Origin of the sequence: Streptomyces sp. NPDC048506, assembly GCF_040651315.1 — a bacterium.
Taxonomy (GTDB): domain Bacteria; phylum Actinomycetota; class Actinomycetes; order Streptomycetales; family Streptomycetaceae; genus Streptomyces.
Genome location: NZ_JBEZIX010000049.1, coordinates 1 through 26,614, shown reverse-complemented (window position 1 = coordinate 26,614; position 26,614 = coordinate 1). Strand labels below are relative to the sequence as shown.

At 71.7% G+C, this 26,614-nt stretch carries 25 protein-coding genes and 2 pseudogenes; 7 read left to right on the top strand and 20 right to left on the bottom strand.

Going from position 1 to position 26,614, the window contains the following annotated elements:
* The first annotated feature begins 50 nt into the window (after nt 1-50).
* Nucleotides 51-542: a hypothetical protein gene (locus AB0C96_RS32600; RefSeq protein WP_362922452.1), complete on the top strand. Its 492-nt coding sequence runs from the start codon at nt 51-53 to the stop codon at nt 540-542.
* Here the strand turns inward: AB0C96_RS32600 and AB0C96_RS32595 are convergent.
* The 7 genes and pseudogenes from AB0C96_RS32595 to AB0C96_RS32565 all read right to left on the bottom strand — a co-directional run bounded on the left by AB0C96_RS32595 (nt 532) and on the right by AB0C96_RS32565 (nt 6,294).
* Complete coding sequence (locus AB0C96_RS32595) at nt 532-1,548, bottom strand: TolB-like translocation protein (RefSeq protein WP_362922451.1); 1,017 nt, start codon at nt 1,546-1,548, stop codon at nt 532-534. The two genes, AB0C96_RS32600 and AB0C96_RS32595, sit on opposite strands and share 11 nt — an antisense overlap.
* A complete protein-coding gene (locus AB0C96_RS32590; RefSeq protein WP_362922449.1) occupies nt 1,545-2,831 on the bottom strand; it encodes an MFS transporter in 1,287 nt (428 codons plus the stop codon). The genes AB0C96_RS32595 and AB0C96_RS32590 overlap by 4 nt, the downstream gene beginning before the upstream one ends.
* A gap of 1 nt (nt 2,832) precedes the next feature.
* On the bottom strand, nt 2,833-3,657 hold the full coding sequence (locus AB0C96_RS32585) for an alkaline phosphatase family protein (RefSeq protein ID WP_362922523.1): 825 nt from the start codon (nt 3,655-3,657) through the stop codon (nt 2,833-2,835).
* 544 nt (nt 3,658-4,201) lie between these two features.
* A pseudogene (locus AB0C96_RS32580) lies at nt 4,202-4,642 on the bottom strand (recombinase family protein); the annotation flags it as partial.
* A gap of 104 nt (nt 4,643-4,746) precedes the next feature.
* A complete protein-coding gene (locus AB0C96_RS32575; RefSeq protein ID WP_362922447.1) occupies nt 4,747-5,172 on the bottom strand; it encodes a DUF4267 domain-containing protein in 426 nt (141 codons plus the stop codon).
* A 148-nt stretch (nt 5,173-5,320) separates the two neighbouring features.
* Complete coding sequence (locus AB0C96_RS32570; protein ID WP_362922445.1) at nt 5,321-5,671, bottom strand: antibiotic biosynthesis monooxygenase family protein; 351 nt, start codon at nt 5,669-5,671, stop codon at nt 5,321-5,323.
* A 176-nt stretch (nt 5,672-5,847) separates the two neighbouring features.
* Nucleotides 5,848-6,294, bottom strand: a complete 447-nt coding sequence (locus AB0C96_RS32565) for a DUF1772 domain-containing protein (protein ID WP_362922443.1) — start codon at nt 6,292-6,294, stop codon at nt 5,848-5,850.
* 90 nt (nt 6,295-6,384) lie between these two features.
* Between AB0C96_RS32565 and AB0C96_RS32560 the strand changes: the two genes are divergently transcribed.
* Entirely contained in the window at nt 6,385-6,963 is a 579-nt protein-coding gene (locus AB0C96_RS32560; protein WP_362922441.1) for a TetR/AcrR family transcriptional regulator, read from the top strand.
* Nucleotides 6,964-7,151: 188 nt separating this feature from the next.
* Here AB0C96_RS32560 and AB0C96_RS32555 read toward each other — a convergent pair.
* The 5 genes and pseudogenes from AB0C96_RS32555 to AB0C96_RS32535 form a co-directional block, all read right to left on the bottom strand.
* Nucleotides 7,152-7,783 (bottom strand): annotated as a pseudogene (locus tag AB0C96_RS32555) (Tn3 family transposase); the annotation flags it as partial.
* A gap of 245 nt (nt 7,784-8,028) precedes the next feature.
* Nucleotides 8,029-8,484: a VOC family protein gene (locus AB0C96_RS32550; RefSeq protein WP_362922439.1), complete on the bottom strand. Its 456-nt coding sequence runs from the start codon at nt 8,482-8,484 to the stop codon at nt 8,029-8,031.
* Between the two features lie 222 nt (nt 8,485-8,706).
* Nucleotides 8,707-9,285 carry a G/U mismatch-specific DNA glycosylase gene (gene mug / locus AB0C96_RS32545; RefSeq protein WP_362922437.1) on the bottom strand — a complete coding sequence of 193 codons (579 nt, stop codon included), beginning with the start codon at nt 9,283-9,285 and terminating at the stop codon, nt 8,707-8,709.
* 1 nt (nt 9,286) lies between these two features.
* The gene (purB, locus tag AB0C96_RS32540; protein ID WP_362922522.1) at nt 9,287-10,720 is read right to left on the bottom strand and encodes an adenylosuccinate lyase; all 1,434 of its coding nucleotides are present in this window, start codon (nt 10,718-10,720) and stop codon (nt 9,287-9,289) included.
* Between the two features lie 305 nt (nt 10,721-11,025).
* A complete protein-coding gene (locus AB0C96_RS32535; protein WP_362922436.1) occupies nt 11,026-13,068 on the bottom strand; it encodes a bifunctional serine/threonine-protein kinase/transporter substrate-binding domain-containing protein in 2,043 nt (680 codons plus the stop codon).
* Between the two features lie 109 nt (nt 13,069-13,177).
* Between AB0C96_RS32535 and AB0C96_RS32530 the strand changes: the two genes are divergently transcribed.
* Nucleotides 13,178-14,710, top strand: coding sequence for a hypothetical protein (locus AB0C96_RS32530; RefSeq protein WP_362922435.1), 1,533 nt, complete (start codon nt 13,178-13,180; stop codon nt 14,708-14,710).
* Nucleotides 14,711-14,821: 111 nt separating this feature from the next.
* Here the strand turns inward: AB0C96_RS32530 and AB0C96_RS32525 are convergent, their stop codons facing one another.
* Nucleotides 14,822-15,697: an SGNH/GDSL hydrolase family protein gene (locus AB0C96_RS32525; RefSeq protein WP_362922433.1), complete on the bottom strand. Its 876-nt coding sequence runs from the start codon at nt 15,695-15,697 to the stop codon at nt 14,822-14,824.
* A 241-nt stretch (nt 15,698-15,938) separates the two neighbouring features.
* Between AB0C96_RS32525 and AB0C96_RS32520 the strand changes: the two genes are divergently transcribed.
* Complete coding sequence (locus AB0C96_RS32520) at nt 15,939-16,565, top strand: TetR/AcrR family transcriptional regulator (protein WP_362922431.1); 627 nt, start codon at nt 15,939-15,941, stop codon at nt 16,563-16,565.
* Here AB0C96_RS32520 and AB0C96_RS32515 read toward each other — a convergent pair.
* From AB0C96_RS32515 to AB0C96_RS32500, 4 genes are all read right to left on the bottom strand, one after another.
* A complete protein-coding gene (locus tag AB0C96_RS32515) occupies nt 16,540-17,823 on the bottom strand; it encodes an FAD-dependent oxidoreductase (RefSeq protein WP_362922429.1) in 1,284 nt (427 codons plus the stop codon). The genes AB0C96_RS32520 and AB0C96_RS32515 overlap by 26 nt on opposite strands.
* Nucleotides 17,824-17,906: 83 nt before the next feature.
* On the bottom strand, nt 17,907-18,926 hold the full coding sequence (locus AB0C96_RS32510) for a hemolysin family protein (protein ID WP_362922427.1): 1,020 nt from the start codon (nt 18,924-18,926) through the stop codon (nt 17,907-17,909).
* Nucleotides 18,923-20,266, bottom strand: coding sequence for a hemolysin family protein (locus tag AB0C96_RS32505; protein ID WP_362922425.1), 1,344 nt, complete (start codon nt 20,264-20,266; stop codon nt 18,923-18,925). Before AB0C96_RS32505 ends, AB0C96_RS32510 begins: the two co-directional genes overlap by 4 nt.
* 405 nt (nt 20,267-20,671) lie before the next feature.
* Nucleotides 20,672-21,094: a GNAT family N-acetyltransferase gene (locus AB0C96_RS32500; RefSeq protein WP_362922424.1), complete on the bottom strand. Its 423-nt coding sequence runs from the start codon at nt 21,092-21,094 to the stop codon at nt 20,672-20,674.
* 536 nt (nt 21,095-21,630) lie between these two features.
* On the opposite strand from AB0C96_RS32500, the gene AB0C96_RS32495 reads away from it, so the two are divergent.
* Nucleotides 21,631-22,053, top strand: a complete 423-nt coding sequence (locus tag AB0C96_RS32495; protein WP_362922521.1) for an META domain-containing protein — start codon at nt 21,631-21,633, stop codon at nt 22,051-22,053.
* Between the two features lie 126 nt (nt 22,054-22,179).
* Here AB0C96_RS32495 and AB0C96_RS32490 read toward each other — a convergent pair whose 3' ends face one another.
* Nucleotides 22,180-23,070: an LLM class F420-dependent oxidoreductase gene (locus AB0C96_RS32490; protein WP_362922422.1), complete on the bottom strand. Its 891-nt coding sequence runs from the start codon at nt 23,068-23,070 to the stop codon at nt 22,180-22,182.
* A gap of 84 nt (nt 23,071-23,154) precedes the next feature.
* Nucleotides 23,155-24,639, bottom strand: a complete 1,485-nt coding sequence (locus AB0C96_RS32485; protein ID WP_362922421.1) for an APC family permease — start codon at nt 24,637-24,639, stop codon at nt 23,155-23,157.
* A 185-nt stretch (nt 24,640-24,824) separates the two neighbouring features.
* On the opposite strand from AB0C96_RS32485, the gene AB0C96_RS32480 reads away from it, so the two are divergent.
* Nucleotides 24,825-25,097: a toxin-antitoxin system HicB family antitoxin gene (locus tag AB0C96_RS32480; protein WP_362922419.1), complete on the top strand. Its 273-nt coding sequence runs from the start codon at nt 24,825-24,827 to the stop codon at nt 25,095-25,097.
* A complete protein-coding gene (locus AB0C96_RS32475) occupies nt 25,094-25,465 on the top strand; it encodes a fic family toxin-antitoxin system, toxin component (RefSeq protein ID WP_362922417.1) in 372 nt (123 codons plus the stop codon). The genes AB0C96_RS32480 and AB0C96_RS32475 overlap by 4 nt, the downstream gene beginning before the upstream one ends.
* 7 nt (nt 25,466-25,472) lie before the next feature.
* On the opposite strand, the gene AB0C96_RS32470 is transcribed toward AB0C96_RS32475, so the two are convergent.
* The gene (locus tag AB0C96_RS32470; RefSeq protein WP_362922415.1) at nt 25,473-26,144 is read right to left on the bottom strand and encodes a class I SAM-dependent methyltransferase; all 672 of its coding nucleotides are present in this window, start codon (nt 26,142-26,144) and stop codon (nt 25,473-25,475) included.
* Nucleotides 26,145-26,614: the final 470 nt, after the last annotated feature.

Below are 26,614 nucleotides of genomic sequence, written 5' to 3'. Positions count from 1 at the left end.
GCGCCCGCGACGGAGGGTCAATTGTCAGACCCGGCCGGTTTACTGAGGACATGACGCCAGACGAACAGCTGACGGCCATCGACCAGTGGCGCCGCCGCGCCTTTCCGACCGAGCGGAGCCGGTCCGCGCTGGCCGAGAGCGGGCCGGGCTTCCACATAGCCGCCCTGCGGGTCAGCGCCTCGTTCTGGGACGCGGACTGCGCCGAGGTCGCGGAGGCCGAGGAGGAGTTCGCGGCCGGGCTGGCGGCCCTGGTGCAGGGGCTCTCCTTACGGTGGGGCGCGCCGGAAACCGTCGATCTCACCGCGTCCCTGGAGCGGACGGCGATGGGCCTGCCGGTCCGGCCCCCGCTGGACACGCTGTGCGGCTATGTGCCCCGGATGCACGGCTGGCGGGTGCAGGGCCGCTGGATCGGTGTCGGGGTGGGGCAGGGCGGCCGCGAACTGCCCCTGCAACTGCTGGTCGCGGTGGGGGAGGGGGATGTGACGACCACGGCGGATGGCGACGGACGGCCGGCGGACGGCGGGATCGACCCTAGCGGATGAAGGCGGGGGCGAGCGCGGCGCCGACGAGGCGGTGCGGGGTGCCGGTGCCGTCGGAGGGGACGGTCCACAGGTCGGAGCCGTAGTCGCCGGGCAGGGAGTAGACCAGGGTGTGGTCGTCGCGCCAGACGGCCTGGTCGTCGATGTTGCGGTGCTCGCCGGTGGCGGTCTCGCGCAGGGTGCGCAGGTCGAGGACGTACAGCCGCCAGGGAGCGTCCGGATCGGCGCCCGCGACACGCTTCTTGTACGCGATCCGGGTGCCGTCGGGGGAGAGCGAGGGGCATTCGACGTTGCGGTGCAGGGCCCGCAGGGTCCTGGCGGTCCGGTCGCCGCGGACGAGGTAGGTCCTTCCGCCGGTGGCGACGGTGGCGTAGAAGTGGTCGTCGTCGGCGAAGGTGACGCCCCAGACGTTGATGTCGGCAGTGTGGACGCGCCGTCCGTCGATGGACAGCGCATAGGTCTCCAGGTTGGCGTCGAGGTGCCAGGAGCGGGTGTCGAGCACGGAGGTACGGGTGGAGAAGGCGGTCCCGGCGTAGGAGTCGCCGCTGACGAAGACCGTCCAGGCGACGGTGCGTCCGCTGGGGGAGACCCGGGCGCGGGTGGGGGTGCCGGCCAGCTCGTAGTGGCGCCGTTCGCGCAGTCGGTCGTCGAGGACCACCGCGCGGTAGGTGTCGCGGAGTTGACCGTGCACGGCCCGGAGGCAGACGCCGGTACCGGCGGACGCGTGGAAGCGCAGACAGCGGACTCCGGAGGAGGTGCGCGGACCGGCGAGCCGATCGTCCGGGACGGCGGTGATCTCGTCCCGGTGCGGGCCCCACGCCATGTTCCGGAAGAGCGCGCGATGCGGGTCGTCGAGACGTACCCGCCCGGGGGTGACCGCGGGCCCGCCGGCCTGCTGGCGGTCCTTCTCGGCGGCGCGCCCGGCGGCGTGCAGGGTGGCCCCGACCGCGATGCCGCCGAGGACGAGGGCGGTGACGAGCAGGACCACGAGGCGGGCGGTGCGGTTCATATGACGGGCTCCGAAGGGCTGGCGGGGGCTGCCGGGACACGGCCGAGCAGCCCGGCGCTGAGGGCGGCGGCGAACGCGAGGCCGCCGGCGGCCAGGCCCAGGGCCCAGCGGTCGCCCCATGCGGTCCAGGCCGCGCCGAACGCGATCGAGCACCCGAAGCGTGCCGCCGCCTGACCGGTCTGCACGACCGCCAGCCCGCTGCCGCGCAGCTCCTCGGGCACCGCATCGGCGGTGGCGGCGGCCAGTACGCCGTCCGTGGCGGCGTAGAAGCCGCCGTGCAGGGCGAGCACGCAACAGCTCAGCACCGGGGACGCGCCGAGCGGGGCGAGCAGCAGCCCGTAGGCGCAGAGCAGGGCGAGGTGGCCGAGGAGGAACAGCCGACGGCGGCCGACCCGGTCGGCGAGCGCCCCCAGCGGCACGGCCAGCAGCAGGAAGGCGGCGGCGGTGCCCAGCGGCAGCATCGGGAACCACCCCTCGGACAGGTCGAGTCGGCGCTGGAGGGTGAGGTAGAGGAAGGAGTCGCTGACCGTGGTCAGGCCGAGCAGGACGGCACAGCAGGTCAGGCGGCGCACCGCGGGGCTGCGCAGCAGGGGTCGCAGCGCCGCGCCGGATTCCCGGTCGGGCCGGGGCCCACCGGTCCGGGCGCGGCCGGGGACGAAGAGCAGCAGTACGGCCACGCCGAGCGCGGCCACACAGCCGCTGACCGTGAACACCGCGTCGTAGCCGCCGGCGGCGGCGCGCAGCACGAGGAAGGCGACCAGCGGGCCGAGCAGTGCGCCCGCGGTGTCCATCGCCCGGTGCACACCGAACGCCCGCCCCCGGGCGGCCGGTTCGCAGGAGAGCGAGATCAGCGCGTCGCGGGGTGCGGTGCGCAGGCCCTTCCCGGTGCGGTCCACGGCCAGCACCGCACCGATCAGCGGCAGGGTGTGGACCGTCAGCAGCAGCGGCTTGCACAGGGCGGAGAGCCCGTAGCCGAGGGCCGCGACCGCCTTGTGGCCGCCGCCCCGGCCGCGGTCCGACGCCCGCCCGCCGATCAGCCGCACCAGCGCGCTCACGCCGTTGTACACCCCGTCCAGCAGTCCGAACCCGAGCGGTGACAGCCCGAGTTCGGCGACGAGGTACAGGGGCAGGACCGCGGTGACCATCTCCGAGGAGACGTCGGTGATCAGGCTGACGGTGCCCAGGACGAGTACGGTCGCGGGCACGGCGGCCCGGACCGGCCGGCCCGGGCGCGCACCCGGACCGGCGGTCGTGGAGGTGGTGCGGCCGTCCGCGAGGTACACGTCAGCTCGCCCAGATGCCGCTGATGTCCTTGCCGTTGGCCGCGTTGCCCGCATGCTCGGTGCCGTACATGTCCTCGAGGGTGCGCAGCACGTCGTAGTGGTTGTAGGTGGTGGCGGAGGTGGAACCGGGTTGCACCGGCTGGCCGTAGAGCACGGTCGGGATGCGGTTGCCGCTGAGCCGGTTGTCCTCGTCGAAGGTGACCAGCAGCAGGCTGTTGTGGGTCTTGGCCCAGTCGGCGTAGTCCTTGAGGTGGTCCTTCAGCCAGGTGTCGCCGGTCGAGACCGAGCAGTCGTGCATATCGCTGCACAGGTTCGGCACGACGAAGGAGACGGTGGGCAGCTGGCTGAAGTCCGTGGGGAAGGCGTCGAAGGTGTGCGCCGTGTCGGTGGGCACGTTGCCGAAGCCGAACCACGGGTTGTGCTTCTGCGCGTACTTGCCGCTCTTGCAGGTGGTGGACCCGTCGGAGGGCAGCGATTCGTTGTAGCTCGCCCAGGACTTGCCGACCGCCGTCACTTCGGAGGCGAGGTTGGGGGCGCTGCTGAAGCCCGGGGTGACGCAGCTGTCGTCGGTGACGCCCTGCGTGTCACCGGAGAACATGGCGTAGTAGTTGGGCTGGCTGGGGTGGGTCTCGGCGAACGAGGCGGTGAGGCTGGCGCCGTCGTCGGCCAGGGAGTTGAGGTACGGGGCGCTGGAACTGCCCATCACCTGGCTGAAGGCGTGGTTCTCGAACACCACGACCACGACGTGGTCGGGCGTGGGCACCGCGGCGGCGGCCTCGGCGCCGAAGCCGTTGCCCGCCCACACGCCCAGGCCGGCGACGGCCAGGCCGAACGCCCCGGCGAGCGCGGTCAGTTTGCGGCGGCGCGAACGGTGGACGCGGTGCGAGGAGGGCGCCGGGTCGGCGGGGCCGCACGCGGACGGTTCGGACAGGCCGGACGGCTCGGACGACGAGGAGGACGGAGCAGGCACGGGGGCCTCCGTACGGGAGTGGGGGGTGCACGGGCGGCGCCAGAGTAGAACCCGAGCGATGGCATGTACACGCCTTCGAGATGACGTATTGCCGAACGGGCAGTGATCCCCGGAATACCCCTTGCCCCCACCCCGTTCTGGCCCGCAGGGGGCGCACCCCACCCCTACGGGATCCGTTCCCACGCCCCCTAGGGAGAACGCACCGCTCGCTACCGGCCCCGGCGAACAACGGAACAGCGGTTGGCGCCAAGCGATTGATCTTGCTGGCTACTCGGTCTGTGTGGGCTGGCGGACCTGGTCCTGGAGGCGCTGGCGGAGGTCGACTTCCTCCGGGGTGAGCGGATCGTCCGGCGATGTTCTCCCGCTCGGTCTCCGCCATCGCCGCGAAGAACGCGAACCGCAGTCGGCCCGGCCCGCTGGGGTCGTACATCCCTGGCAGGGGCCCGGCGAGCGTCTCCAAGACCAGGCCGTGGGCAGTGAGGTGGTCGGCGAGCGCGGTGAGTTCGGCGGTGTCGCGGCCCAGGCGCTTCGTCTCGTACACGGTGAAGATGACCCGGCGGTGCGGGGCGTGGGCCTTGATCTGGCGAGCGAGTGCGAGCGCGGCCTCGAACTGGGGGCGGACCCGAACGCGGGTGCTGATCTTCTCGGAGAACACCTTGTCGCGCGGGATGCGGTGCTTGGCGAGTGCGTCGAGCTGGGACTGGAGTTCCTGAGTGAGCGTCGAGCACCTCGCGTACCCGATGCGGATGTCGGCGGTCGGGGTGTCCGGCGCGAGGGCGAGGGGGACGGAGGTGCCAGGCCGCCACGGCTGTCCGGGCCCGCGGTTGGCGGGCGTCGGCACGCGCAGGAGCTTGGCCGAGCAAGATCGAGAAGCGCCGTACGGAGATCGCGAATCGCGGGATCGGTTCGCAAAACTCGTTCTCACTGACACGCGCCAAGGTGGCGTTAGGCGGGCTGTGGGGCGGGCGTTGCCGGAGCGGCCGCGACCGTGCGGGTCTCGCGCATTATCAGCAGGCCGTTGACCACCATCAGTGTCGCGGTCAGGCCGTGGACGCCGAGCGCGGTGGCCACGGAGCCGTGGTGGGCCAGCACGGTGGCCATGTCGCCGTACGCGGCGAGGGCCTCCACCAGTAGCACCCAGCCCAGCGCCCGGCGGTGGCCCGTCACCAGCAGGATGCCCAGGACCAGGGCCAAGACGACGTCGCGGATTCCCTTGATGATCAGGAAGCCGTCGCCGTCGCCGGACGGCCAGCTCGGCAGTCCGAAGCCCGGCGCCGTCGTCTCCGGGCTCAGGATGAACTCCACCCCGAACCAGAGGATGAAGAGGACGAAGGCGGCGACCAGGACGGTGTTGATCTTCTTCAGCGACATTGTTCTTGTGACTCCTCTTCAGGGGACAGGGCTACGCGCGGTGGCGGCTTCGGCGGCCTCGGCGACCCGGCATGGTGCATGGATGCGTGACTGCCCGGGGGAAGGCAGGGCTTGTCCGGCTGCCCTCCCCCCGGCTACAACTGCTGTGTCATACGTCGATCTGCTCGAAGATGTGCGGGTACGACACGATGTCGTCGGGGAACTCGGCCGCCATGCGCTGGAACTCCGGGCTGCCGAACGCCGTGGCGAGAGCCTCGGTCGACTCCCAGACCGCGACGTTCATCAGAAGGTGACTGTCCGCCGTTCCCTTGTGCATCTGTAGGGAGACGAATCCAGGCTGAGCCTTCATGAACTCCGCCTGCCTCCGAAAGAGGGCCAGGAACGCTTCAGCCCTCTCCTTCGGAACGAAGAAGGTGTTGGCCAGGACGATGGGCCCGGTCTTCTCCTTGAACTGCGCGAACATCGGCGTAATCGGGTCCAGGCTCTGCAGCGTGGCCATTCTCGGCACTTCCTCTCGCTATCGGTCAGTGGGTGTCGCTGGCGCCCGCGTCCTGGGGATACCAGCGGAGTTCGAGGGTGTTGGTGTCCGGGGGTGTAGATGGAGGTGGCGGTGCCGCACTACGGGCGCGCGGCCGAGCGGTTGCGGCTGACGACCGGGCGGGTGAGCCCGCGGGCTCAGGTGAGGGCGGCGACCAGCAGGGCGAAGGCGGCGATGATGACGGCGACGCGGACGTAGTGGAAGCGGTCCCAGCGGTTCATCTGCTCCTTCCAGTCGGCGGGCCGGTTGTCAGGGGTCCACGTCTTGCTCCGGTTGTTGATCGGGACGAGCAGCAGAAGCGACATGATCACGCTGAGGATCAGCAACGTGCCGGCGGTGACGACGAGGCCGGTGCCGTGGTGGTGCCATCCGGCGATGGCCCAGACTGCGACAAGGGCGAGCGAGGTGAGGTACCAGACCGGCATCACGGCGCCGAGCATCCGGCCCCCGTGGGCGCGGCCGAGTTGGCCGCTGTCCTCTGGGAGGGCGTTGAGGATCGGGTTGATGACGAAGGCGACGGAGAACTCCACCCCCACCATCACGCCGACGACCACGGTGGTGACGACCTCGAGTGCGTTGAGCATGATGACCCTCTTCGCATCTAGTGTTGCTAGCTGATGAGGCAACGCTAGTACTGCTGCCGCTCTCATGTCTAGCGATGCTAGGATCGAGTTATGTCGGTACAGGAACGCAAACAGCGCGAACGGGCGGAGCGCGAGCGCCTCATCGTGGCGACAGCCCGCGAACTCGCCGAGCAGCAGGGCTGGGACGCGGTCACCACCCGCCGGCTCGCCGAGCGCATCGAATACAGCCAGCCCGTCCTCTACAGCCACTTCCGCGGCAAGCGCGAGATCATCGGCGCCGTCGCCCTTCAGGGGGCCGCCGAACTGGCCACAGCGGTGCGGGTCGCGACCTCCGCCGCGGACGGCCCGCGCGCCCGGGTCGCCGCCCTGGCCCGCGCCTACCTCGACTTCGCCGCACGCAACCCGGCGGTCTACGACGCCTTGTTCCAGCTCGACGGCGGCCTGCCGTACGCGCAGGAGGACACCCCGGAGCCTTTGAAGGACGCCTTCGCCGCCCTGCTCGAGTCCCTCGCCGAGGTTGCCGGGGACGGCGTCGACCCGGGGCTGTTCACCGAGGTGTTCTGGGCGTCCCTGCACGGCCTGGCGACCCTGACCCGCGCGGGCCGCCTCCTGCCCGAGGACGCCGAGCCGAGGGTGGAGCTGCTGGTGGGCCGGCTCGCTGTGCTCTGACACGCCACCCCCGCGGGCACGCGGCCGGGGCCCTCGCGCCCCGCCGCTGCCTGCCTGCGGCAACGCTTCCGGTCCCTCGCGTCCACACGGCGCAGCCGCAGATCGCCGGGCCCCGTACCCAGACGGGCACCCGCCCCGGAAGCTGCGATGCTCATTGATCACGACCCGATACGCGCCCTGACGCCGCGTCATTCGCCGGTGCCCTCGTCGTCCTCGTCGAGGTGGACGGTCGCCGGGTCACGCAGTGGGCGCAGGCCCTCGCGTGGCGGGCGGGCGGCGAAGCTGTAAGCGGCCCAGGCAGTTGAGGTTGGCGTGCTTCAGCGGGGAGACCCGGGCCGCGTCCTCGTCCAGGACGTCATGCCCCCGCTCCTCCTCCGGCGGCAGGGCCCTCAGGCGGTCGACGGCGGCGTCGAGGTAGTGCGTTGTCCAGAGCGCGGCGGCATTGAGGACCAGGCCGAGCGCGCCGAGTTGGTCCTGCTGCCCCGTCCTGTATGCCTGCATGATCTGTCCGTGCTTGCCGTGGCAGATGTCGCGGGCGAGCTTGTGCCGTGACTCCCGGACGTGACCTGCCGGTTCATCTGGCGCCGGTAGGTGTCGTCGACCCGGACGACGACCCGGAGCAGGTGGAGAGTCTTGGTGATCCGTCCGTACTCGGCGAACGCCAGGTGATGCCGCGCTTGAAGTGGTAGTACTTCGGCGACGGCCCGGCGTGGACGGTCCGCTTCGGGACAACGAACCGCAGCCCGTCGACCGGGGCCAGCAGGCCCTCACCCCAGAACTTCACGATCGGCACCTTCGCCTGCGCCTCGATCAGTTTCGACCGGCCCCACTCAGGGTCTTCGTATTGGTGGTAGCCGTAGGCTCGCGGATCTCCAATTCCACCGGCACGGCCGGACCGTAGCCCCGCGGCGACCAGCTCAACCGAGCTTTGCCGAACCTCGGCAGAGCCGTTGGACGCTCTGCCAGACGGCAAGATCAGGCCTTGGCGCCAACCGCTGTTCCATTGTTCCCCGGGGCCGGCTACGGGGAATGCACCGCACCGCAGGGTCGGTAGCGCGTGGGGGGTCAGGCGAACCAGCTGTCGTAGGCGGTGCTCAAGCTGTCCTGGGGCGGGTCCGGGAGCAGCTGGTAGAACTTCCATGCGTAGTCGTACGGATCGAGGCACTCGGCATATCGCTCGCCCCACGGCGCGTTGAGCGGGGCGGTGGTGACCGTGGCTCCGGCCGAGCGGCAGTACTCCACGGTCGCGTCGACGTTGTCCACCTCGATACCGATGACAACACCGAGGCCCCGCTGACCGGTTCTGGTCATGTGTTCACGGTCGCTGTCAGGAAACGGCATACCGGTCAAGGCGTCGACGAGCAGCTGAAGGTCACCACGTCTCAGGATCGCCATGATCGGCCGGCCGTCGGGACTTGATATCGATCCGGCCTGCTCGAACCCGAGCCCCGCGTAGAAGGTGGCCGCCTCGGCCACGTCCTGCACGCGAAGTCCTACCCGGAAGGGAGCTTCATCGGTCATTGCGTCTCCGTTCGGCGAACGATCTCGGATAGGCACAATGCATCAATGCGGGGAGCCGTGGCCAGTGTTGGGGTTGGTCACGCGGCTTTGGAGCGGGGGCGGCCCCGGCGTTGTCGGCGTTCGCTGCGGATCTTGTCCTACCAAGCGGCCGTCACCCTCGCATCTCTCCCGATGTGGGCGTGACCTTTGACGACAACTCCGCAGGGGGAATGCGGCGTTCCCCTAAGGAGAACGCACCGCACCGCCGGCGTCGTCCTGCGGCGCGAACGCCGCCGCGCGCAGCCGGCCGTACTCCTCGGCCATCGTCTCCAGCGTCCAGTGCGCGTTCAGACCGCTCGGGTTGGGCAGCGCCCAGATGCGCGTCTCGCCCAGGGTGCGGGTCTGCGGTCCGATCGTGGCGCGCTTGTCGTCGAAGGCGACGCGGTACGCGGTGACACCGGCGACGGCGAGCCAGCGCGGCCGGAGCCGGGCCACCTTCTCGGCCAGCAGCCGGCCGCCCGCACGGTACTCCGCCGCGGTGAGCTCGTCGGCCTTGGCGGTTGCCCGGGCCACCACGTTGGTGATGCCGAGGCCGTGCGCGAGCAGCTCCTCCTGCTCGGCCGGCCGGAACCGGCGGGGCGTGAAGCCCGCGGCGTGCAGCACCGGCCAGAAACGGTTGCCGGGCCGGGCGAAGTGGTGGCCGGTGGCCGCCGTCATCAGCCCCGGGTTGATCCCGCAGAAGAGCACCCGCAGGCCGCTCGCCGCCACGTCCGGGACGAGGCAGTCGCGAGCGGCCTCCAGCTCCTCGGGTGTGAAGCGCACGTCAGAGGATCGCGCCGGGGGTGTACGCGGCGGCCTCCGGGTGCTGCTTGGCGACCTCCTCGATCCGGGCGACGACGGACGCCACCTGGTCGGCCGCCGCGCCGGTGAAGGAGAGCTTGTCCGCCATCAGCGCGTCCAGCTGCGCCCGGTCCAGCGGGATCCGGGAGTCGGCGGCCAGCTTGTCCAGCAGCTCGTTGCGCTCGACGCCCTGCTCCCGCATCGCCAGCGCCGAGGCGACCGCGTTCTCCTTGATCGCCTCGTGTGCCTCCTCGCGGCCGACACCGGCGCGCACCGCGCCCATCAGCACCTTCGTCGTGGCGAGGAACGGCAGGTAGCGGTCCAGCTCGCGGGCGATGACGGCGGGGAACGCGCCGAACTCGTCGAGCACGGTCAGGAACGTCTCCAGCAGGCCGTCGAGCGCGAAGAACGCGTCCGGCAGGGCCACCCGGCGCACCACGGAGCAGGACACATCGCCCTCGTTCCACTGGTCGCCGGAGAGCTCACCGGCCATCGAGGCGTAGCCGCGCAGGATCACCATCAGGCCGTTGACGCGCTCGCAGGAACGGGTGTTCATCTTGTGCGGCATCGCCGAGGAGCCGACCTGGCCGGGCTTGAAGCCCTCGGTCACCAGCTCGTGACCGGCCATCAGCCGGATGGTCTTGGCGAGCGACGAGGGGGCGGCGGCGAGCTGGACCAGCGTGGTGACCACGTCGTAGTCCAGGGAGCGCGGGTACACCTGGCCCACGGAGGTGAAGGCCCGGCCGAAGCCGAGGTGCGTGGCGATCCGCTGCTCCAGCTCGGCGAGCTTGGCCGCGTCGCCGCCGAGCAGGTCCAGCATGTCCTGCGCGGTGCCCACCGGGCCCTTGATGCCGCGCAGCGGGTAGCGGGAGAGCAGCTCGGTGAGCCGGGCGTACGCCACCAGCAGCTCGTCCGCGGCGGTCGCGAAGCGCTTGCCGAGGGTGGTGGTCTGCGCGGCGACGTTGTGCGAGCGGCCGGCCATCACCAGCTCGGCGTGCTGCGCGGCCAGCGAGCCCAGGCGCGCCAGCACGGCGACGGTGCGGTCCCGCATCAGCTCCAGCGACAGCCGTACCTGGAGCTGCTCGACGTTCTCCGTCAGGTCGCGGGAGGTCATGCCCTTGTGCACCTGCTCATGGCCGGCGAGGGCGTTGAACTCCTCGATCCGGGCCTTGACGTCGTGCCGGGTGACCTTCTCGCGCTCGGCGATCGAGGCCAGGTCGACGGTCTCCAGGACCCGCTCGTAGTCGGCAAGCGCCCGCTCCGGGACCTCCACGCCCAGGTCCTTCTGGGCACGCAGCACGGCGAGCCACAGCTTGCGTTCCAGCTTGACCTTGTACTCGGGGGACCACAGCACGGCCAGCTCCGCGGAGGCGTAGCGGCCGGCCAGGACATTGGGGATGCGAGGCTTCGCAGACACAGCAGTCACGTGGTCAGAGTCTACTGGCGATTCGCGCAGGCCAGCGCCCCGGTCCCGGCCGTACGTTCCTCCAATCGGCGCGCCGGGCGCTCACCCTTCGTACGGGGGCGGCTCCGTCCCTTGTGCGGAAGTGGCTCCGCGCCTCGTGCTGGGGCGGCTCCGTCCCTCGTACGGGAGTGGCTCCGTGCCCCATGCGGGAGCGGCGCCGGGCGCTCGGTCGGGCGACTGCCTCGACCCGGTGCGCGGTGACGGGCCGCGACCGGAAAGGGGCTTTTCGTGGTCGCCCCGCCTCGGGCCGGCCGCCCCTACCGGCCCCCGTTGATGATCACCCGCTGCACCGCGCCGTCCTCCATGGACCACTGCTTGAGGATCTTCGCGTACGCGCCGCTCCGGACGAGGCGGTCCAGGGCGTCCCGCACGGTGTCGCGCAGGGCGGTGTTGGCCTTGGCGACCGCGATGCCGTACGGAAGCGGGTCCAGCTGCCGGCCGACGCGTTCGAGGGCGGCGCCGCCCGAGTGGGTGGCGGCGGTGTGGGCCGCGACCGGGAAGTCGTCGAGACAGGCCGAGGACCGGCCCTCGGCGACGTCGTCGTAGAGTTCGGCCGTCGAGTCGAACTCCCGGACCTTCACCTTCCCGGGGACCTTCCGGCTGATCTCGTCCATGTAGTCACGCGCGGCCGAGCTGCGCTGGACGGCGACCGTCCTGCCGGACAGGTCCGCGGCATTCCTGATGCCGTCCGGGTTGCCCTTGCGGACGACGAGCGTGAGCCCGGCCGTCAGATAGTCGATCATGTCGACGCCGGGGGTGGGACGGGTGCCGTCGGCGCCCCCCACCTGCCGGTCCTTGGTGTCGGTCATTGCCGACATGACCAGGTCGAAGCGGCCGGAGTGCAGGCCGGCAAGCAGGTCGCCGAAGAGGGCGTTCACGAATTTGAAGCGCACGCCCAGCTCCCGACCGAGGGCGTTCGCGAGATCGACGTCGACACCGGCCGGCGCGCCGCCGCTGGTGAACTCCATGGGCGCGTAGGTGATGTCCGAGCCGACGGTGACGAAGCCCCTGTCGCGTATCGCCGCCGGCAACCCGCCGGCCGGCTGCCCGCCGCCGCCGTGCTGTTTCCCCGTGCTCGTACCGCCGCCGCCGGGCTGGTTCCCCGCGCTCGCGCCGCCACTGCCGCCGTCCGGCCACAGTGCCCAGGCCAGCGCCCCACTGCCGGCCACGCCCCCGATGACGGACAGCGCGGCGAGCAGGCGGCGCCGGCTCGGCCCCGGGGACACGGGTCGCCCGGGGGAGTCCGGCAGCGGCGGCGCGGGGCTGTGCGCGGGCCACGGCGGCATCGCGCCGTACGCCGGCGGGGGCGGTGCGCCGTCCGCCGCCGCCGTACGGGTCGGCAGCTGGTCGTAAGGGACGTCGACGGGCCCCTCGGCTGGAGGCCGCAGTGCGTGGGCGTCCGCGGACCCGGCGTCGCGGAGCTGCGCGGACAGTCGGCGGAGCGGTGCGGCGACGGTCTCCGGCAGCCAGTCGCCGTACGGGCCCGGGGTGCCCACCCGCGCCATGAGGGCGGGGAGGGCGGGCCGCCGCTCCGGCTTCTTCGCCAGGCAGGCCGCCGCCAACTCCCGCAGACCGACCGGCAGTTCGTCGATCCGCGGTTCCTCGTGCACGGTGCGGTACATCAGGATCTGCGGCTCGGCGTTCCCGTACGGGCCGCCGCCCGTCGTCGCGTACACGATCACCCCGCCGAGCGCGAACACGTCCGCCGCGCCGGTGACCTTGGGGCCCGTCATGGCGAGTTGCTCGGGTGCCATGAACCCCGGGGTCCCCAGGGCGGTACCGGTCGTCGTCAGGGCGGTGTCCGCGGCGGAGTACGCGATGCCGAAGTCGATGACGCGCGGGCCCTCGGTGGTGAGCAGGATGTTCGACGGCTTCAGGTCACGGTGCACCAGGCCGTGCGCGTGCACCGCCGCCAGGGCGTGCAGCAGGCCCGCCGTCAGCGGCCGTACCACGTGCTCGGGCAGCGGTCCGCCGTCGTGCACGGCATCGGCCAGCGAGACGCCCGGCACGTACGCGGTCGCCATCCAGGGCACGTCGTCGTGCGGCGCGGCATCGACCACCGGTGCCACGAACGGTCCGCCCACCCGCTGGGCGGCGGCCACCTCACGGGCGAAACGCGTCCGGAAGCCCCGGTCGTCGGCGAGTTCGGACCGCGCGGTCTTCACCGCCACCATCCGTCCGTCCGCCGCGCGGCCGAGATAGACCCGCCCCATGCCGCCGCCCCCGAGCAGCCCGACGATCCGGAACGGGCCGATCTGCTGCGGATCGCCCTTCGCCAACGGTCGCACCCATACCCCCACCCGTAACAGCATCTGTGTGCGGCAGTATTCCGTACGTCGGGCCGGCGTTCGGCCACCGTCTCCAACTGCCGCAACGGCCGCTGTCAGTGGGCGCCCCTACAGTGTCCGCATGGTGTCTGGGACAGCGCAGGAGAACTCCCCGCAGCGTCTGCTGGAGGCGTGGTTCGGCGATCTGCCGTACCGCCTGCTGCTGTTGCAGACGACGCTCTTCGGCGAGGAGACCCCCTCCTTCCCCTTGGACTACTCCGCCGGGTCGCTGGACGAGCTGGAGGCTCGCCTGCTGGCGCGCCACGACTCCATTCAAGATCCCGAGGAGTGGGCGGAGTCGGTGGAGCGCGCGACGGCCTACCTCGGCGAGGTCCTGCTCGGCGTGGCGGGCGGCGCCTGGGGCTGGAACGCACGGCCGGTCGACGACCTCCCCGGGCAGCCGGTGGTCCGTCCGGACCCGGAACTGCAACTCTCGCCCGTCGCACCGCGGTTGCTGATCTGCTACGCCCTTCGGGTCCGCACCGGGACCGCGTTCGCCGGGGAGGTCGCGCGGCTGCGGCGGGCCGTTGCGGCACGGCAGCGCGAGGTTCCGGGATGGGAGCCGGTCAAGGATCCCACACCGCACGTGGATCCCACGGCGCCGCTGCCGGAGGACCCGGTTCTGACGGCCTGGTTGGACGAGCGCGAGACAGCGCATCCCGACTGGGCCGAGGACGCGCTCGACGGAGCGTGGAGGCGGAGTTTCCACCCCGACACGTTGGGCCGGCTGGAAGCCGCCGTGCGGCAGCGGTTCGCCACGGCGGCGGAGTTCGACGCCGCGCAGGACGAGCCGTTCGTGCAGGGCGCCTGCTGGTATCTGGGCGAGGTGATCCGGCGGAACAGGGGAGCGGTGTGGCAGTACATACCGTTCGACCCCGACGCCGAGCCCGGAGCCCCGGGCTCGTGGGAGAACGTGTGGACCGGGGTGCCCTTCGTGGACCAGCCGGACAAGCGGCTCGGGGGCATGGCGATTCCGCTGGGGTGCCTGCGCGAACTGCTCCTCCCCGAGGAGGCGGACGGGCAGCCGCAGGACGGCGAGGACCGTCTGCGGGACGTGCTGATCTGGTTCAGGGCGTCCTCGTACGCGCACGTGGGGGCGCTGCTGAAGCGGATGGGCATGGTGACCCGGGAGAAGGTCGAGGAGGTCCTGGCCGAGTGCGCGGCGTTGGCCCACAGAGAGCTGTTGCCCCATGAGGTGGCCAGTGCGCTCGAAGAGTTCGGTGTGGCGATCTCGGCCCACGGGGACGACGTCGACGAACTGGAGGGGAGCTACGCCGCCATCCTGGAGGAGGCCGCGGCACTGACCGGCGGCGCCGTCACCATCACCGACCTGCGGCTGCGTCCGGACGAGGAGCGCGGCGGGGTCCTGGAGTTCGCCCGCAACGGCGTCCCGGTGACCCTGTGGGCCGAGCACGCGTCGGGCGACTACCTCGACCTCCTCGCGGTCATGGAGTGCATCGGCCACGTCGATCCCGACCCCGGCGACGATCCCCGCCGGTTCCACCTGGTGGAGTTCGTGCGCCTGGTAGAGACCACCTTCGACACCTACTTCGTCTACGCCACGCCCGAGCAGGCGACCGTGCTGGAGAAGGAGCTCGGACTGGACCTGCGCTGACGCGGACGGCCGCCCGTTCCGCGACCGGCGGTTGCCGGCCCCGTTCCGCGACCGGCGGTTGCCGGGCGGCCCGGTCGGTGACGGTGCGCGCGGTGCCGGGGCGGGGTGGGACTACGTCGCCAGGCGTTGCCACTCCGTCACCGGGCCGGGGTTGGTGCGGTCCGCGGGGGTGACCCAGAAGGCTTCGCCCAGCTCGGCGCTGAACTGGGCGCCGGTCCGGCCGTCCCCGGAGGAGCGGCCGGACAGGCGCCGGCCTATCCAGGGCACCAGGTGCTCCCGGGCGAAGCGCAGGTCCGCGGCCCGCCGTGCGCCCCAGGACGGCGGTGCGGGGGCGGGCAGCGGCGCGTCCCAGTCCGACTCGGCGGGCAGCCCGAGCGCCTGCCAGACCGCCTCGGCCACCCGGAGGTGGCCCTCGGCGTTGAGGTGCAGCCGGTCGTCCGCCCACAGCCGGGGATCGGCCAGCGCCCGTGAGGCGTACAGGTCGACCACCACCGCGCCGTGCCGCGCGGCCACCTCGTCGATCCGCGCGAACAGCTGCTCCATGCGCGGCCGGAAGCGTTCCAGCACCGGCCCCTGCCGACCCGGGCTGCGCATCAGTACCAGCTGCCCGCCGCCCCTGGCCAGCAGCCCGGCGGCGTTCTCCAACGTGGCGCACACCTGCTCCACATCGCACCGGGGCCGCAGTACGTCGTTGAGGCCGCCGACCAGCGTCACCAGGTCCGCGCCCATCGAGGCGGCCGGCCCGCACTGCTCGTCGGCGATCTGCCCGATGAGCTTGCCGCGCACCGCGAGATTGGCGTACCGGAAGCCGGGGGAGCGAAGCGCAGCGGCCTGCTCCCCGGCCGAGGGCTGGGGGAGGCCCGCCAGCCGGGCGGCGAGCAGATCGGCCCAGCCCCGGTACGAGCCGTTTGGCAAGCCGTCCGACATTCCCTCGGTGAAGCTGTCGCCGACCGCGACGAAACTGGTGTATTGGGCATGCGTCTCCATGGCGGGGAGATCCTACCGCCCTCCATACCGAACGGTACGGCCAGCTCCACCAGGGCCGTGTCGACGGTGTGCGGTGTACGGTCTGGTGACGTCCGCAGGGCGAGGAAGACGTCCGGCGAAGGGCGAGGAAGACGTCCGGCGAAGGGCGAGGAAGACGTCCGGCGAAGGGCGAGGAAGACGTCCGGCGAAGGGCGAGGAAGACGTCCGACGACGGGCGAGGAAAGGGACAGGTGGACGCGCGATGACTCCCCGCCGGGGCGACGGCCCCGACGCCGCTCCGACGTTCACCGAGCGGGCCCGCCGGCAGCAGCTCATCGAGGCCACCATCGACCTGGTCTCCACCCGCGGCTACCCCGCGACCTCGTTGTCGGCGATCGCCGAGCGGGCCGGGCTGTCCAAGGCCGCGGTGCTCTACCACTTCTCCTCGAAGGACAACCTGACCCGGGCCGCGCTGGAGCAGGTGCTGGAGCAGTTCAGCGCCCATGTCGCCGAGCGGCTGGCCCGGGCCTCCGGCCCACGGGACAGGCTGGTCGCCTACGTCCGGGCGATGGTCGGCTACCAGCAGGCCCACCGCCGCCACGTCCGTGTGATCACCGAGATGCTGCTCGACGACGCCGGTGGCACCCGCCTGAAGACCCCCGGCTCGCACGACACCCACGACCGCTGGCAGCACCTCGCCCATCTGCTGACGGAGGGTCAGCAGGCGGGCGTTTTCCGGGAGTTCGACCCCCAGACCATGGCCCTGGCGATCGGCGGGGCGATCGACGGGGTGATCGCGCACTGGCTGGCGCACCCGGAGTTCGACCTCGATCCCGCGGCCGCGGAGCTGGAGGAGTTCACCCTCAACGCGATCGAGCGCCGGGACTGATCCGCCGGGCGAACGCGGGCGTGCGCTCGGGGCGTATCCCGATCCCGCCCAGGTAGCCGGCCACGGTCCGCAGCGGCGGTACCCGTCGCAGCAACCGCATCGGCACCGGCAGCCGGTCGCCGTCGAGCGTCCCGGCCAGCGCGGAACGGATCATGGTGTGCTCGGCCTGCTGGGACTTCTGCATCAGCACCATGGGCAGCTCCCGCCGCTTCTGCACCCGTGCCAGGTCCGCCGTCCCGACCGCACCGCGGCGCAGCGGCGCCGCCAGGATCCGGGCCGCCGCGACGGCGTCCTGTAGCGCCAGATTCACCCCGACGCCGCCGACCGGCGACATGGTGTGCGCGGCGTCGCCGATGCACAGCAGCCCGTTTCGGTACCAGCGCCGCAGTCGGCCGAACGTCACCTCCAGCAGCTTGACGTCGTCCCAGGAGCGGATCGCGCCGGTGGCCTCGTCGTCCCAGTCGAACAGCGCACCGAGCCGGTCCCGCAGCCACTGGACGTCGTGCGTGCGCAGCTGCGCGTCCCGGCCCTTCTCGATCAGGTAGGAGGTCTGGTAGTACGTCCCGCGGTCCATGGTGACCGCCACCTGGCCACCGCCGAAGTGGGCGAAGACCCGGCCGCTCTTGAGGTCGTCGGAATGGGGGTCCCCCTTGCTCGAACGCAGTTGAGAGCTTGGGGGAGCGTCCACCCGCACCTGCCAGACGTCCATCGGCACCGCGAACTGCCGCTGCCGCAGCCCGGCCGCCTGCCGTACCACCGAGTCGCGGCCGTCGCAGGCCACCGTCAGGTCCGCGGCCAGCGTGCCGGGCGTGCCGTGTTCGTCGACGTACTCCACGCCGGTCACCCGGCCGCCGTCGGTGCGCAGCCCGGTGACCCGGGTGCGCATCCGCAGGGTGAAGCCCGGCTCCTCGGCGGCCGCGCCCGCGAGCAGGTCGAGGAAGTCCCACTGCGGGACCATGGCGAAGTACTTGTGGCGGCCCGGGATGCGGCGCATGTCGGCCATCACGACGGTCGTGCCGCCGATCTGCGCCCGCATCTCCGTCAGCTCGGCGAACGGCAGGCGCGCGAACGCCTCTCCGAGGCCGAGCTCGTCCAGCAGCCGCAGGGTCGACGGGTGAACGGTGTCCCCCCGGAAGTCGCGCAGGAAGTCGCCGTGCTTCTCCAGCACGGTCACCTCGGTCCCCGCCCTGGCCAGCAGCAGTCCCAGCATCAGTCCGGCGGGTCCGCCGCCCACGATGCAGCACGTCGTGCGGTCCATGCCCATGCCCCCCTCAGTCGTGGCTAACCGATCGGTCAGCAATCTAACCGATCGGTCAGGACCACGGGCATCCGCCCCCCTCGTCAGGTCGCGGGCTGCTGCAACACCAGCTCCCTCAGTACGTCCTCCATGGTCACCAGCCCGGCCAGCCGCCCGTCGTCGCCGATCACCGCGGCCAGGTGGGTACGGGAGCCGCGCATCGCCGTCAGCACGTCGTCCATCGGGGTCGAGGCCTTGACCCGGGCGATCGGGCGCAGCGCCGACACCGGGAACGGCAGGTTCCGCGGGGTGGCGTCCAAGGCGTCCTTGACGTGCAGATAGCCGAGGATGCGCCGGGTCTCGTCGACCACGGGGAAACGGGAGAAGCCGGACGTGGCGGCCAGCTGCTCCAGCTCCTCGGGGGTGCTCCCCATCCGGGCGGAGACCACGTTCTCGACCGGCAGCACCACGTCCCGGACCGGGCGACGACCCAGCTCCAGCGCGTCCCGCAGCCGCTCCCGGGCGCGTTCGTCGAGCAGCCCGGCCTGCCGGGAGTCCTCGACCATCTTCGCCAGCTGGTCGTCCGAGAAGGTCGCCGCCACCTCGTCCCTGGTCTCCACCCGCAGCAGCTTGAGCAGCCCGTTGGCGAACGCGTTGATCGCGAAGATCACCGGGCGCAGCGCCCGGGTCAGCGCCACCAGCGGCGGCCCGAGCAACAGCGCGGTGCGCACCGGCTCGGCCAGTGCCACGTTCTTCGGCACCATCTCGCCGACCAGCATGTGCAGATAGGTGGCCAGGGACAGGGCGATGACGAACGAGATCGGGTGGATCAGCGCGCCCGGGATGCCCACCGCATGGAACACCGGCTCCAGGAGGTGCGCGATCGCCGGCTCGGCGACCGCGCCCAGCACCAGGGTGCACAGCGTGATGCCCAGCTGGGCGGCCGCGAGCAGGGCCGAGACATGCTGAAGACCCCACAGCACACTGCCGGCCCGGCGGTCCCCGCGCTCCGCGTACGGCTCGATCTGGCTGCGCCGCACCGAGATCAGTGCGAACTCGGCGCCGACGAAGAAGGCGTTGACGACCAGCGTCAGCAGGCCCACGAAGAGCTGTAGCGCGGTCATCGGCCGGCCTCCGCATCCTGCTCGACGCTGCTGCCCGGCGCCGGGGCGTGCAGCAACACCCGGGCCGCGCGGTGGCCCGAGGCGTCGAGGACGTCCATGGTCCAGCCGGCCACCTCCAGATGGTCGCCGGCGACCGGTATCCGCCCCAGTTCGGAGGCGATCAGACCGGCGAGCGTTTCGTACGGGCCCTCCGGCAGCCGCAGGCCGATCCGCTCCAGCTGGTCGGCCCGGGCCGCGCCGTCGGCCTGATAGAGGCTGCGGCCGTCGGCGTCGGTGCCGGCCGGCGCCAGGTCGGGGGTCTCCATCGGATCGTGCTCGTCGCGGACCTCGCCGACCACCTCCTCGACGATGTCCTCCAGCGTGGTGACACCGGCCGTACCGCCGTACTCGTCGATCACCACGGCCATGGTGCGCTTGCCGGAGAGCCGGTCGAGCAGCCGGTCCACGGTCAGCGTCGTGGGGACCAGCAGCGGCTCGCGCAGCAGCTCGGAGACCGGGTGGCGGGGGCGCCGCTCGGCCGGAACGGTCAGCACGTCCTTGATGTGCGCCACGCCGACGACGCTGTCCAGGCTGCCGCGGTACACGGGGAAGCGGGAGAGCCCGGTCGCCCGGGTGGCGTTGGCGACGTCCTCCGCGGTGGACTGCACCTCCAGCGCCACCACCTGCACCCGCGGCGTCATGACGTTCTCCGCGGTCAGATCGGCGAGGTTGAGGGTGCGGACGAACAGCTCGGCGGTGTCCGGCTCCAGCGCGCCCTCCTTGGCGGAGTGCCGGGCCAGGGCCACCAGCTCCTGCGGACCGCGGGCCGAGGCCAACTCCTCGGCGGGCTCCAGCCCCATCCTGCGGACCATGTGGTTCGCGGTGTTGTTGAGGTGCCCGATGAACGGCTTGAAGGCGGCGCTGAAACCGCGCTGTGCGGTGGCCACCCTCCTCGCGATGACCAGCGGATTCGAGATGGCCCAGTTCTTCGGGACCAGCTCGCCGACGACCATCAGTACGACCGTGGAGATCAGGGTGCCGAGGACCACCGCCAGCGACTCGGCCGCCGACCGCGGCAGGCCGATGGCGTCCAGCGGCCCCGCCAGCAGGGTGGCGATGGCGGGCTTGGACAGCATGCCGATGACCAGGCCGGTGACGGTGATGCCGAGCTGGGCCCCGGAGAGCTGGAAGGTGAGGCCCCGGACCGCCTTCAGCGCGCTCGCCGCGCCCCGCTCGCCGCGCTCGACGGCGCGTTCGAGTTCACTGCGCTCGACGGTGGTCAGCGAGAACTCCGCCGCCACGAAGACGCCGCAGGCCAGGGTCAGGAGGAGCGCCACGCCCAGGAAGAGCAGCTCGGTCATCGAGTCACCTCCGTTCCATGATCGAACAGGATCGGGAGGTTCGCGCTGTGTCGGGAGGGTGCTCGACAACTGGGAGGCTCGCCCATGACTGGACGCTCACACACCTTTCATCGGGGTAGGGGAAACACCATGGTAAAGGATCGGCAAAGTTGAGGGTGCGGTGCTCCGAGGTGCGCTGATCGCCCCCCGCCCGGGCCGTCGGGGCGGAGGCGCCCGGGCGGCCCGCGGCGCCGCGACGCCAACGGCGCACCGCCGTCCCTCTGCCGGCGGCGGCAGAGGGGCGGCGGGGGGCGGTGACGGCGGCGGGACGGCGGTGACGGGGATGGACGGCCGGCCAACAGGGGACTCGGTGCCGGCCGTCGCAGCCGAGGTTTCGCAGCCCCCCTCGGCACGGGCCGATCACGCTCAGACCAGCGGCTTTGTCCAGCGCCGCCACTGCTCCTCACGCTGATATCCCGCCGCTGCCCAGGCATGGTGGGCCAGTTCGTTCGCTTCCAGCACCATCGCGTCTCCGCGCCGTCCGCCGAGCTTCGCGAAGCGCTCCTCGGCCGCTTCGAGGAGCGCCTTCGAGACTCCCTGCCGACGCCGGGACGGGTGCACGGCGAGGCGGTACAACGAGGCTCGCCAGCCGTCGAAACCGGCTATCACCGTGCCGACGAGCACCCCGTCCGACTCCGCCAGGAGCAGCGCATCAGGGTCACGCCCGATCAGCCGGGTAATCCCTGCCACGTCGTCGCTGATGCTCGTGCCCTCGGCGGCCACCCGCCAGAAGTCGAGAACGGTCGCAGCGTCCGCAGAAACAGCAGAGCGGATCTCTATATCGATCATGGCCGCAACCCAAGCACCAGAGGCTTCCCGTCCGCCAGCCGATTCTTGGGTCCCGAGCCCCGCGCTCCCTCACGACGTTGACCGACTGAGCAGTGAAGCAGGCGGGCTTCCACCGCCTGGAACGTGCGCACCCCGACCGCGACGAGGCGTCCTGCAAGGTGGCGACCAAGGCCGGCTTTGAGGCTCGTCCGCCTCTCCACGAACCGTGGAACGCAATCCCCCATGGACGGCGTTTGGATAGGCATGTGGATCTCTCGAAGAGGTGCTGTGGGATGGGGCGCTGCGGCAGTGGTGGCGTGTGCCGTGGTCTCGGCGTGCGGGACGGCGCCGGGCGGGAAGGACGGCGGCGGTGCGGCGTCCGCTTCGCCGGCGAAGAAGGGGCCGGGAGGCTTGGGAGGGGTACTGGCCGGCGGCGTCTGGTCGATCAGGGACCTCACGGTGGACGGGAAGAAGATCAAAGTGCCGTACTCCGCCAGACCGTGGTTGGAGTTCCATAGGGGGAGCGCCCGGAGTACCCCGGTGACGCCACTTCGCAGCTGAGGAACGAACACGGTGACGCCCTCAGCGTCAGCCAGATCAGGCCCCAGGGTTTCTTCGACATCAGGTGGCAACTGACGGAGTGGACCGCAGAGGACCTCACCGAGGACTTCAAGTCCGGCAAGGACCTCTACTTCGACTTCCATCCGAACGGCACCGTGACCGGCAAGCTCGGCTGCAACGACTTCACCGCCAAGGTCTTCTTCTCCGGCGTGCACGTCATCTTCCGCGACCCGAAGCTCACCACCCACCGCACCTGCGCCGCACCGAACATGGCGGACGAGGCGCAGGTCGTCAGGGCGCTGGCGAATGCAGAGATCTACCAGTACAGCACACACACCGAGAGCCTCTCCCTACAGACGGACATCGCCGACATTGAGCGCTCAACCGGCCTCAGGTTCAAGGCCATGCCGAAGCGGTAGGCCGCAGCCAGCGCACCCGCCCTGCGCCCAGCGCCCTGCGGCCTGCGGCCTGCGCTACGAAGACACCGCATGGCCGGCGGTGAAGGGCGCGCAGTGGAACCTGTCGGCCGAACCACATGGGCGGTGTCATTCGCCCTTCAGTTCCTCCAGTACCGGGGCGAACGCCTCCAGATACGGATCCAGCACGGTGATGTAGGAGAACCCGTACCGCTCCCGGCGCTCCCGTAGCTGCTCGGCCATCTGCTGCGGCGTGCCGAGCAGCAGCGTCGGCGCGTCCAGTGCCTGCTCCTCGTCCAGCCCGACGCCCAGGGCGGCGCACTCCCGGGCGGCGGCCCGCCGGTCGTCGGTGGCCACCACTCGCTGCACGAGGATGTTCAGCTCGGCCGGCTCGGGGCGGTCGGCCGCGAACGACCGGTACCGCTCCACCGAAGCCGCCAGCGCCTCGGCCGGCAGCAGCTCCAGTGTGCCCTCCGGCCCGCCGGGCGCCTGCCGGCCACCCGTGAACGCGGCGATCTCGGCGCGCCGCGCCGCCAGCCGCAGCATCCGCGGGCCGTTGCCGCCGATCAGCAGCGGGGGCCGGGGCCGCTGGGTCGGCTGCGGTACGTGCTCCGGGTCGCCCAGCAGCCGGTCCAACTCCTCGACGGTACGGGCCAGATGGTCCACCCGCTCGCCGGGGGAGCCCCAGGGCAGCCCGGCCGTCTCGTGCTCGGCGCGGACGTACCCGGTGCCCAGCCCGAGTTCCAGCCGGCCTCCGGTGAGCGCGTCGGCGGTGGCCACCTCGCGCGCCAGCAGCGCCGGGTTCCAGAAACCCACGTTGAGGACGAAGGTGCCCACCCGCGGGCGCTCGGTCGCCTCCGCCGCGGCGATCAGCGCGGGGAACGGCGCGGGCATGCCCAGGTGGTCGGGGACCAGGAGGACGTCGTAGCCCAACTCCTCGGCCCGGCGGCATTTCTGACGCCAGGACGCCCCGGCGTCCAGGGTGAACATATTGATGCCGAAGCGGAACGGACGTGGCATGGAGCCCCCTTGGAGCGTGCGTGATCGTTGTCGACCCTGACCGGTCAACTCCCTTGTACCCGCGATCCGTTCCCGCCCGGCCGGCTATCGGGCCGGGCCGGACGACCCGTCCTGGTCGTGCGGGGGCTGGGTGCGCATGCGCTGGGTGACGTACCCGGCCGCGCCGACCGCCAGCAGCAGGACGGCCGTGCCCAGGGTGAACGCCTCGAAGGTGAACCGCGAGACGCCCCAGGCGGCCCGGAAGTCGTAGCGGATGCCGACGAACGTCTCCAGCGTGCCGGGGAACAGCGCCACCCAGCAGCCCAGCAGGATCCAGGCGTAGACGAGCAGGGTCGCGACGGTGAATCCGCGCCGGCCGAACGGGACCCGGTAGGGCCGCGGTACGTCCGGGTGGCGCAGCCGCAGCGCCAGCAACGCCGGGATCACGGCGATGTACGACAGCAGCAGGGTGGTGATCGCGACGGTCAGCACCACACCGAAGATGGCCGAGGCGTCCCCGTTCGCCAGGCTCATCGCCGCGGCCATGAACAGGGTGGCGGCGACGCCGGAGAGCAGGTTCATCCGTACCGGCGTGCCCAGCCGCGGGTGGAAGACGCCCAGACCCCGGCTGAAGAACCCGCCGTCGGCCGCCGCCATCGCCTGCATCCGGTCGGCGACGATCATCCAGGCGCTGCCCTGGGTCAGCAGCGCCAGCGCGAACAGGACCGCGACCAGGGTCAGCAGCGGTCCGCGCCAGCTCCCGTAGATCCCGAAGACCAGCCGGGCGGCGTCCATGAAGCCGCCCACGCCGGTGACCCGCCCGGCCGGGGCGACCGCGACGATGGCCGCCACCGGAAGCAGATAGCAACAGGTGGCGATGGTGCCGGACATCGCGATGGCGACCGGCACATCGCGCTGCGGATCGAGCATCTCGTCACCGGCCGCATTGGGTGCCTCGAACCCGACGAACGCGAACAGCAGCACCGGCACCAGGGTCAGGAACCCCGCACCGCTGGGCGTGAAGACGGAGCCCTCCAGCCCGCGGAAGCCGTGCTGGACGCCGTACGCCACCGCCGTCGCGGTGAAGAGGGCCAGCGCCAGCACCTTCGCCCCGGCACCGCCGGTGGTGATCCACTTGCCGCGGCGCAGCGACACCACCGCGGTGAGGATCGCCGCCCAGATGAAGACCAGCTTGAAGACGTAGTCCGCCACCGTTCCCGAACCGAGCGGAAAGACGAAGCCGTCCCACGCCTGGGCCGCCACGAAGACCAGCGAACCGCCGAGCCAGACCGGGTTGGTGACCCAATAGAACATGGTGGTCAGCGCCGCGGCCAGCCGGCCGAACGCCACCTCCACCCAGACGTACGGGCCGCCCTCCTGAGGGAACGCCGCACCGGTCTCGGCGAAGATCAGCGCGTACGGCAACAGGAACCCCGCCGCGATCACCGCGATCCAGGTGACGGCCTGGCCGCCCCCGGCGGCGATCTGCCCGATCACATCGAACGAGATCACCGCGGCGACGCCGATCGCCATGATGTCGAAGCGCCGCAGACTGCGCCTGAGGTGGGGGACGGCGGCGGGGACGGACACGGCGACGGTCCTCCTGATGGCCGAGGTCGCAGGGCGCTCACATCGTGCGCCATCGGCTCCGGAAGGCCCGGCAGCGGCGCGCGGATGCCTGTGCCGGGCCCCGCGTCCGGCCGACCGCGCCGCGTCCCGCCGGCCCTGGACGGCGGTGCTTGCCGGTGCTAGCGGAACCGCGCTAGCTTGGAGGCGTGGCGAAGACACAGCTGAACGTCCGGGTGGACGAGGCCACCGCCGAAGCGGCGCGGGAACGCGCCCTACAGCGGGGGGTGAGCATGAACCGCTATATCGAGGAGCTCGTCCTCAAGGACGCCGGCGAGGTCGGCCAGACCTTCGTCGAGGCCGCCTCGGACTTCATGAAGCAGTACGAGCGGGTCTTCGCCGAGGAATTCGGCCGGGAACCGGACGGCGGCTCCGGCAGTACCGCACCCACCGACCGCGAAGGACTGCCGGGCACGACGTGACACTGCGCATCGATCTCGCCTGGCTCCTCCTCATCGCAGAACGACACACCCCCGGAGACCCCCAGGTCACCGACTGGGGCGCCCTGGTGGCCGCGGTCAGCCGCCATGAAGCCGAGATATTCGGCGTTCCCGTCTACCGCGAGCCCCAGGACCGCGCTGCTGCCCTCCTCCAACTCCTGCTCCAGGTACCGGCGTTGGAGCGGTCGAACGCGATGTTCGCGACCGCCGTCGCCTACGGCTACCTCGTCGCCAGCGGCCTGAAGATCGCCACCTCCCCCGAGCAGGTGCGCGACCTCGCCCGGCTCGTCAAGGAGGGCACGGCGGATGTGCACGCCATCGCGGAGGAACTGCGGACCTGGACGGTGTGACCGGAGGTCAGCCGGCCGGCCGGCGCGCCACGCCCAGCACCGCCGGTGAGGTGGGCAGGGTCGGCCCGCGCTCCGGCACCGTCAGCCGCCGCACCCGCAACAGCTCGAACCCGGCCGCCCGGATCCCGCCCAGTGGATCCCGCCAGGTGTGACAGCCGCCCATCAGCAGCGGCCAGACCGTGTGGTCCAGTCCCCACTGCACCGCCGCCAGCCCCCGCCCCGCGGCCCGCCCGTGTTCAAAGAACCGGAGCTCACCGCCCGGACGCAGCACCCGCCGCAGCTCCGCCAGCGCCCTTGGCACATCGCGCACCGAACACAGCACCAGCGACGCCACCGCCGTGTCGAACGCCTCGCTCTTGACCGGCAGCGCCTCCGCCACCCCCGGCACCAGGTCGACCGGCACCTCCACGCGCGCGGCCGCCGACCGGGCCACCTCCCGCAGCGTCGGCTCCGGCTCGATCGCCACCACCTCCGAGACCGTCCCCGGATAGTGCCGGAAGTTCAGCCCGGTTCCCGCACCGACCTCGATGACCCGCCCCGTCGCGCCGGCCAGCAACTCCCTGCGGAGCCTGGCCACCCCGACCCGCGCATCCGCGGCCGGCCCGCAACAGCTCGCGTAGAAGCGGGCGAACACCGGGTGGTGCACGGTGCCTCGCGCATCGTTCCTGTGGTGCGGCATGAGGGGCACTCCTCTCGTCGGTAGGAGCATGCCCGTGCGGGCGGCGGTCTTCCCACGTTGTTGGCTTTCTCGCCGTGGCCTGGCGGCCGGCGCTCGCCCCGCGTTGTTGGCTTTCTCGCCGTGGCGCCTGCGGCGGGCTGTGCCGCTGCGCGGGGCTGTTCGCTGCGGGTGTGGGCCTGCGGGGCTGGGTGTCCGGACTGCTTCGCTTTACGTCTGGACACCCAGCCCCTCCGGCCCCCACCCTCCCGTGGGTGGGAGAGGGAAAGGCCGGTGGGGGCGCGCACGAGTGGTCCCCTGCCCGCAGTGAACAGACAGCGCTCGCCCCCCAGGATCAGTCACCCCCACTCACGGGAGGGGACGGGTCGGAGGGGCAGGGGTGTGGGACGTAAAGCGAAGCAGTCCCACACCCCTGCCCCGGAGGACCGTCACCGCGCCCGACAACCCACGCCCGCCGCAGGCGCAACGGCGAG

Coding starts and splice junctions, on each gene's coding strand:
- AB0C96_RS32570 (WP_362922445.1), bottom strand. CDS start 5,671: ATGGCCACGCTGCAGAGCCTGGACCCGATTACGCCGATGTTCGCGCAG.
- AB0C96_RS32600 (WP_362922452.1), top strand. CDS start 51: ATGACGCCAGACGAACAGCTGACGGCCATCGACCAGTGGCGCCGCCGC.
- AB0C96_RS32505 (WP_362922425.1), bottom strand. CDS start 20,266: ATGACCGAGCTGCTCTTCCTGGGCGTGGCGCTCCTCCTGACCCTGGCC.
- AB0C96_RS32565 (WP_362922443.1), bottom strand. CDS start 6,294: ATGCTCAACGCACTCGAGGTCGTCACCACCGTGGTCGTCGGCGTGATG.
- AB0C96_RS32470 (WP_362922415.1), bottom strand. CDS start 26,144: ATGCCGCACCACAGGAACGATGCGCGAGGCACCGTGCACCACCCGGTG.
- AB0C96_RS32560 (WP_362922441.1), top strand. CDS start 6,385: ATGTCGGTACAGGAACGCAAACAGCGCGAACGGGCGGAGCGCGAGCGC.
- AB0C96_RS32520 (WP_362922431.1), top strand. CDS start 15,939: ATGACTCCCCGCCGGGGCGACGGCCCCGACGCCGCTCCGACGTTCACC.
- AB0C96_RS32510 (WP_362922427.1), bottom strand. CDS start 18,926: ATGACCGCGCTACAGCTCTTCGTGGGCCTGCTGACGCTGGTCGTCAAC.
- AB0C96_RS32525 (WP_362922433.1), bottom strand. CDS start 15,697: ATGGAGACGCATGCCCAATACACCAGTTTCGTCGCGGTCGGCGACAGC.
- AB0C96_RS32500 (WP_362922424.1), bottom strand. CDS start 21,094: ATGATCGATATAGAGATCCGCTCTGCTGTTTCTGCGGACGCTGCGACC.
- AB0C96_RS32575 (WP_362922447.1), bottom strand. CDS start 5,172: ATGTCGCTGAAGAAGATCAACACCGTCCTGGTCGCCGCCTTCGTCCTC.
- AB0C96_RS32490 (WP_362922422.1), bottom strand. CDS start 23,070: ATGCCACGTCCGTTCCGCTTCGGCATCAATATGTTCACCCTGGACGCC.
- AB0C96_RS32530 (WP_362922435.1), top strand. CDS start 13,178: ATGGTGTCTGGGACAGCGCAGGAGAACTCCCCGCAGCGTCTGCTGGAG.
- AB0C96_RS32550 (WP_362922439.1), bottom strand. CDS start 8,484: ATGACCGATGAAGCTCCCTTCCGGGTAGGACTTCGCGTGCAGGACGTG.
- AB0C96_RS32595 (WP_362922451.1), bottom strand. CDS start 1,548: ATGAACCGCACCGCCCGCCTCGTGGTCCTGCTCGTCACCGCCCTCGTC.
- AB0C96_RS32515 (WP_362922429.1), bottom strand. CDS start 17,823: ATGGACCGCACGACGTGCTGCATCGTGGGCGGCGGACCCGCCGGACTG.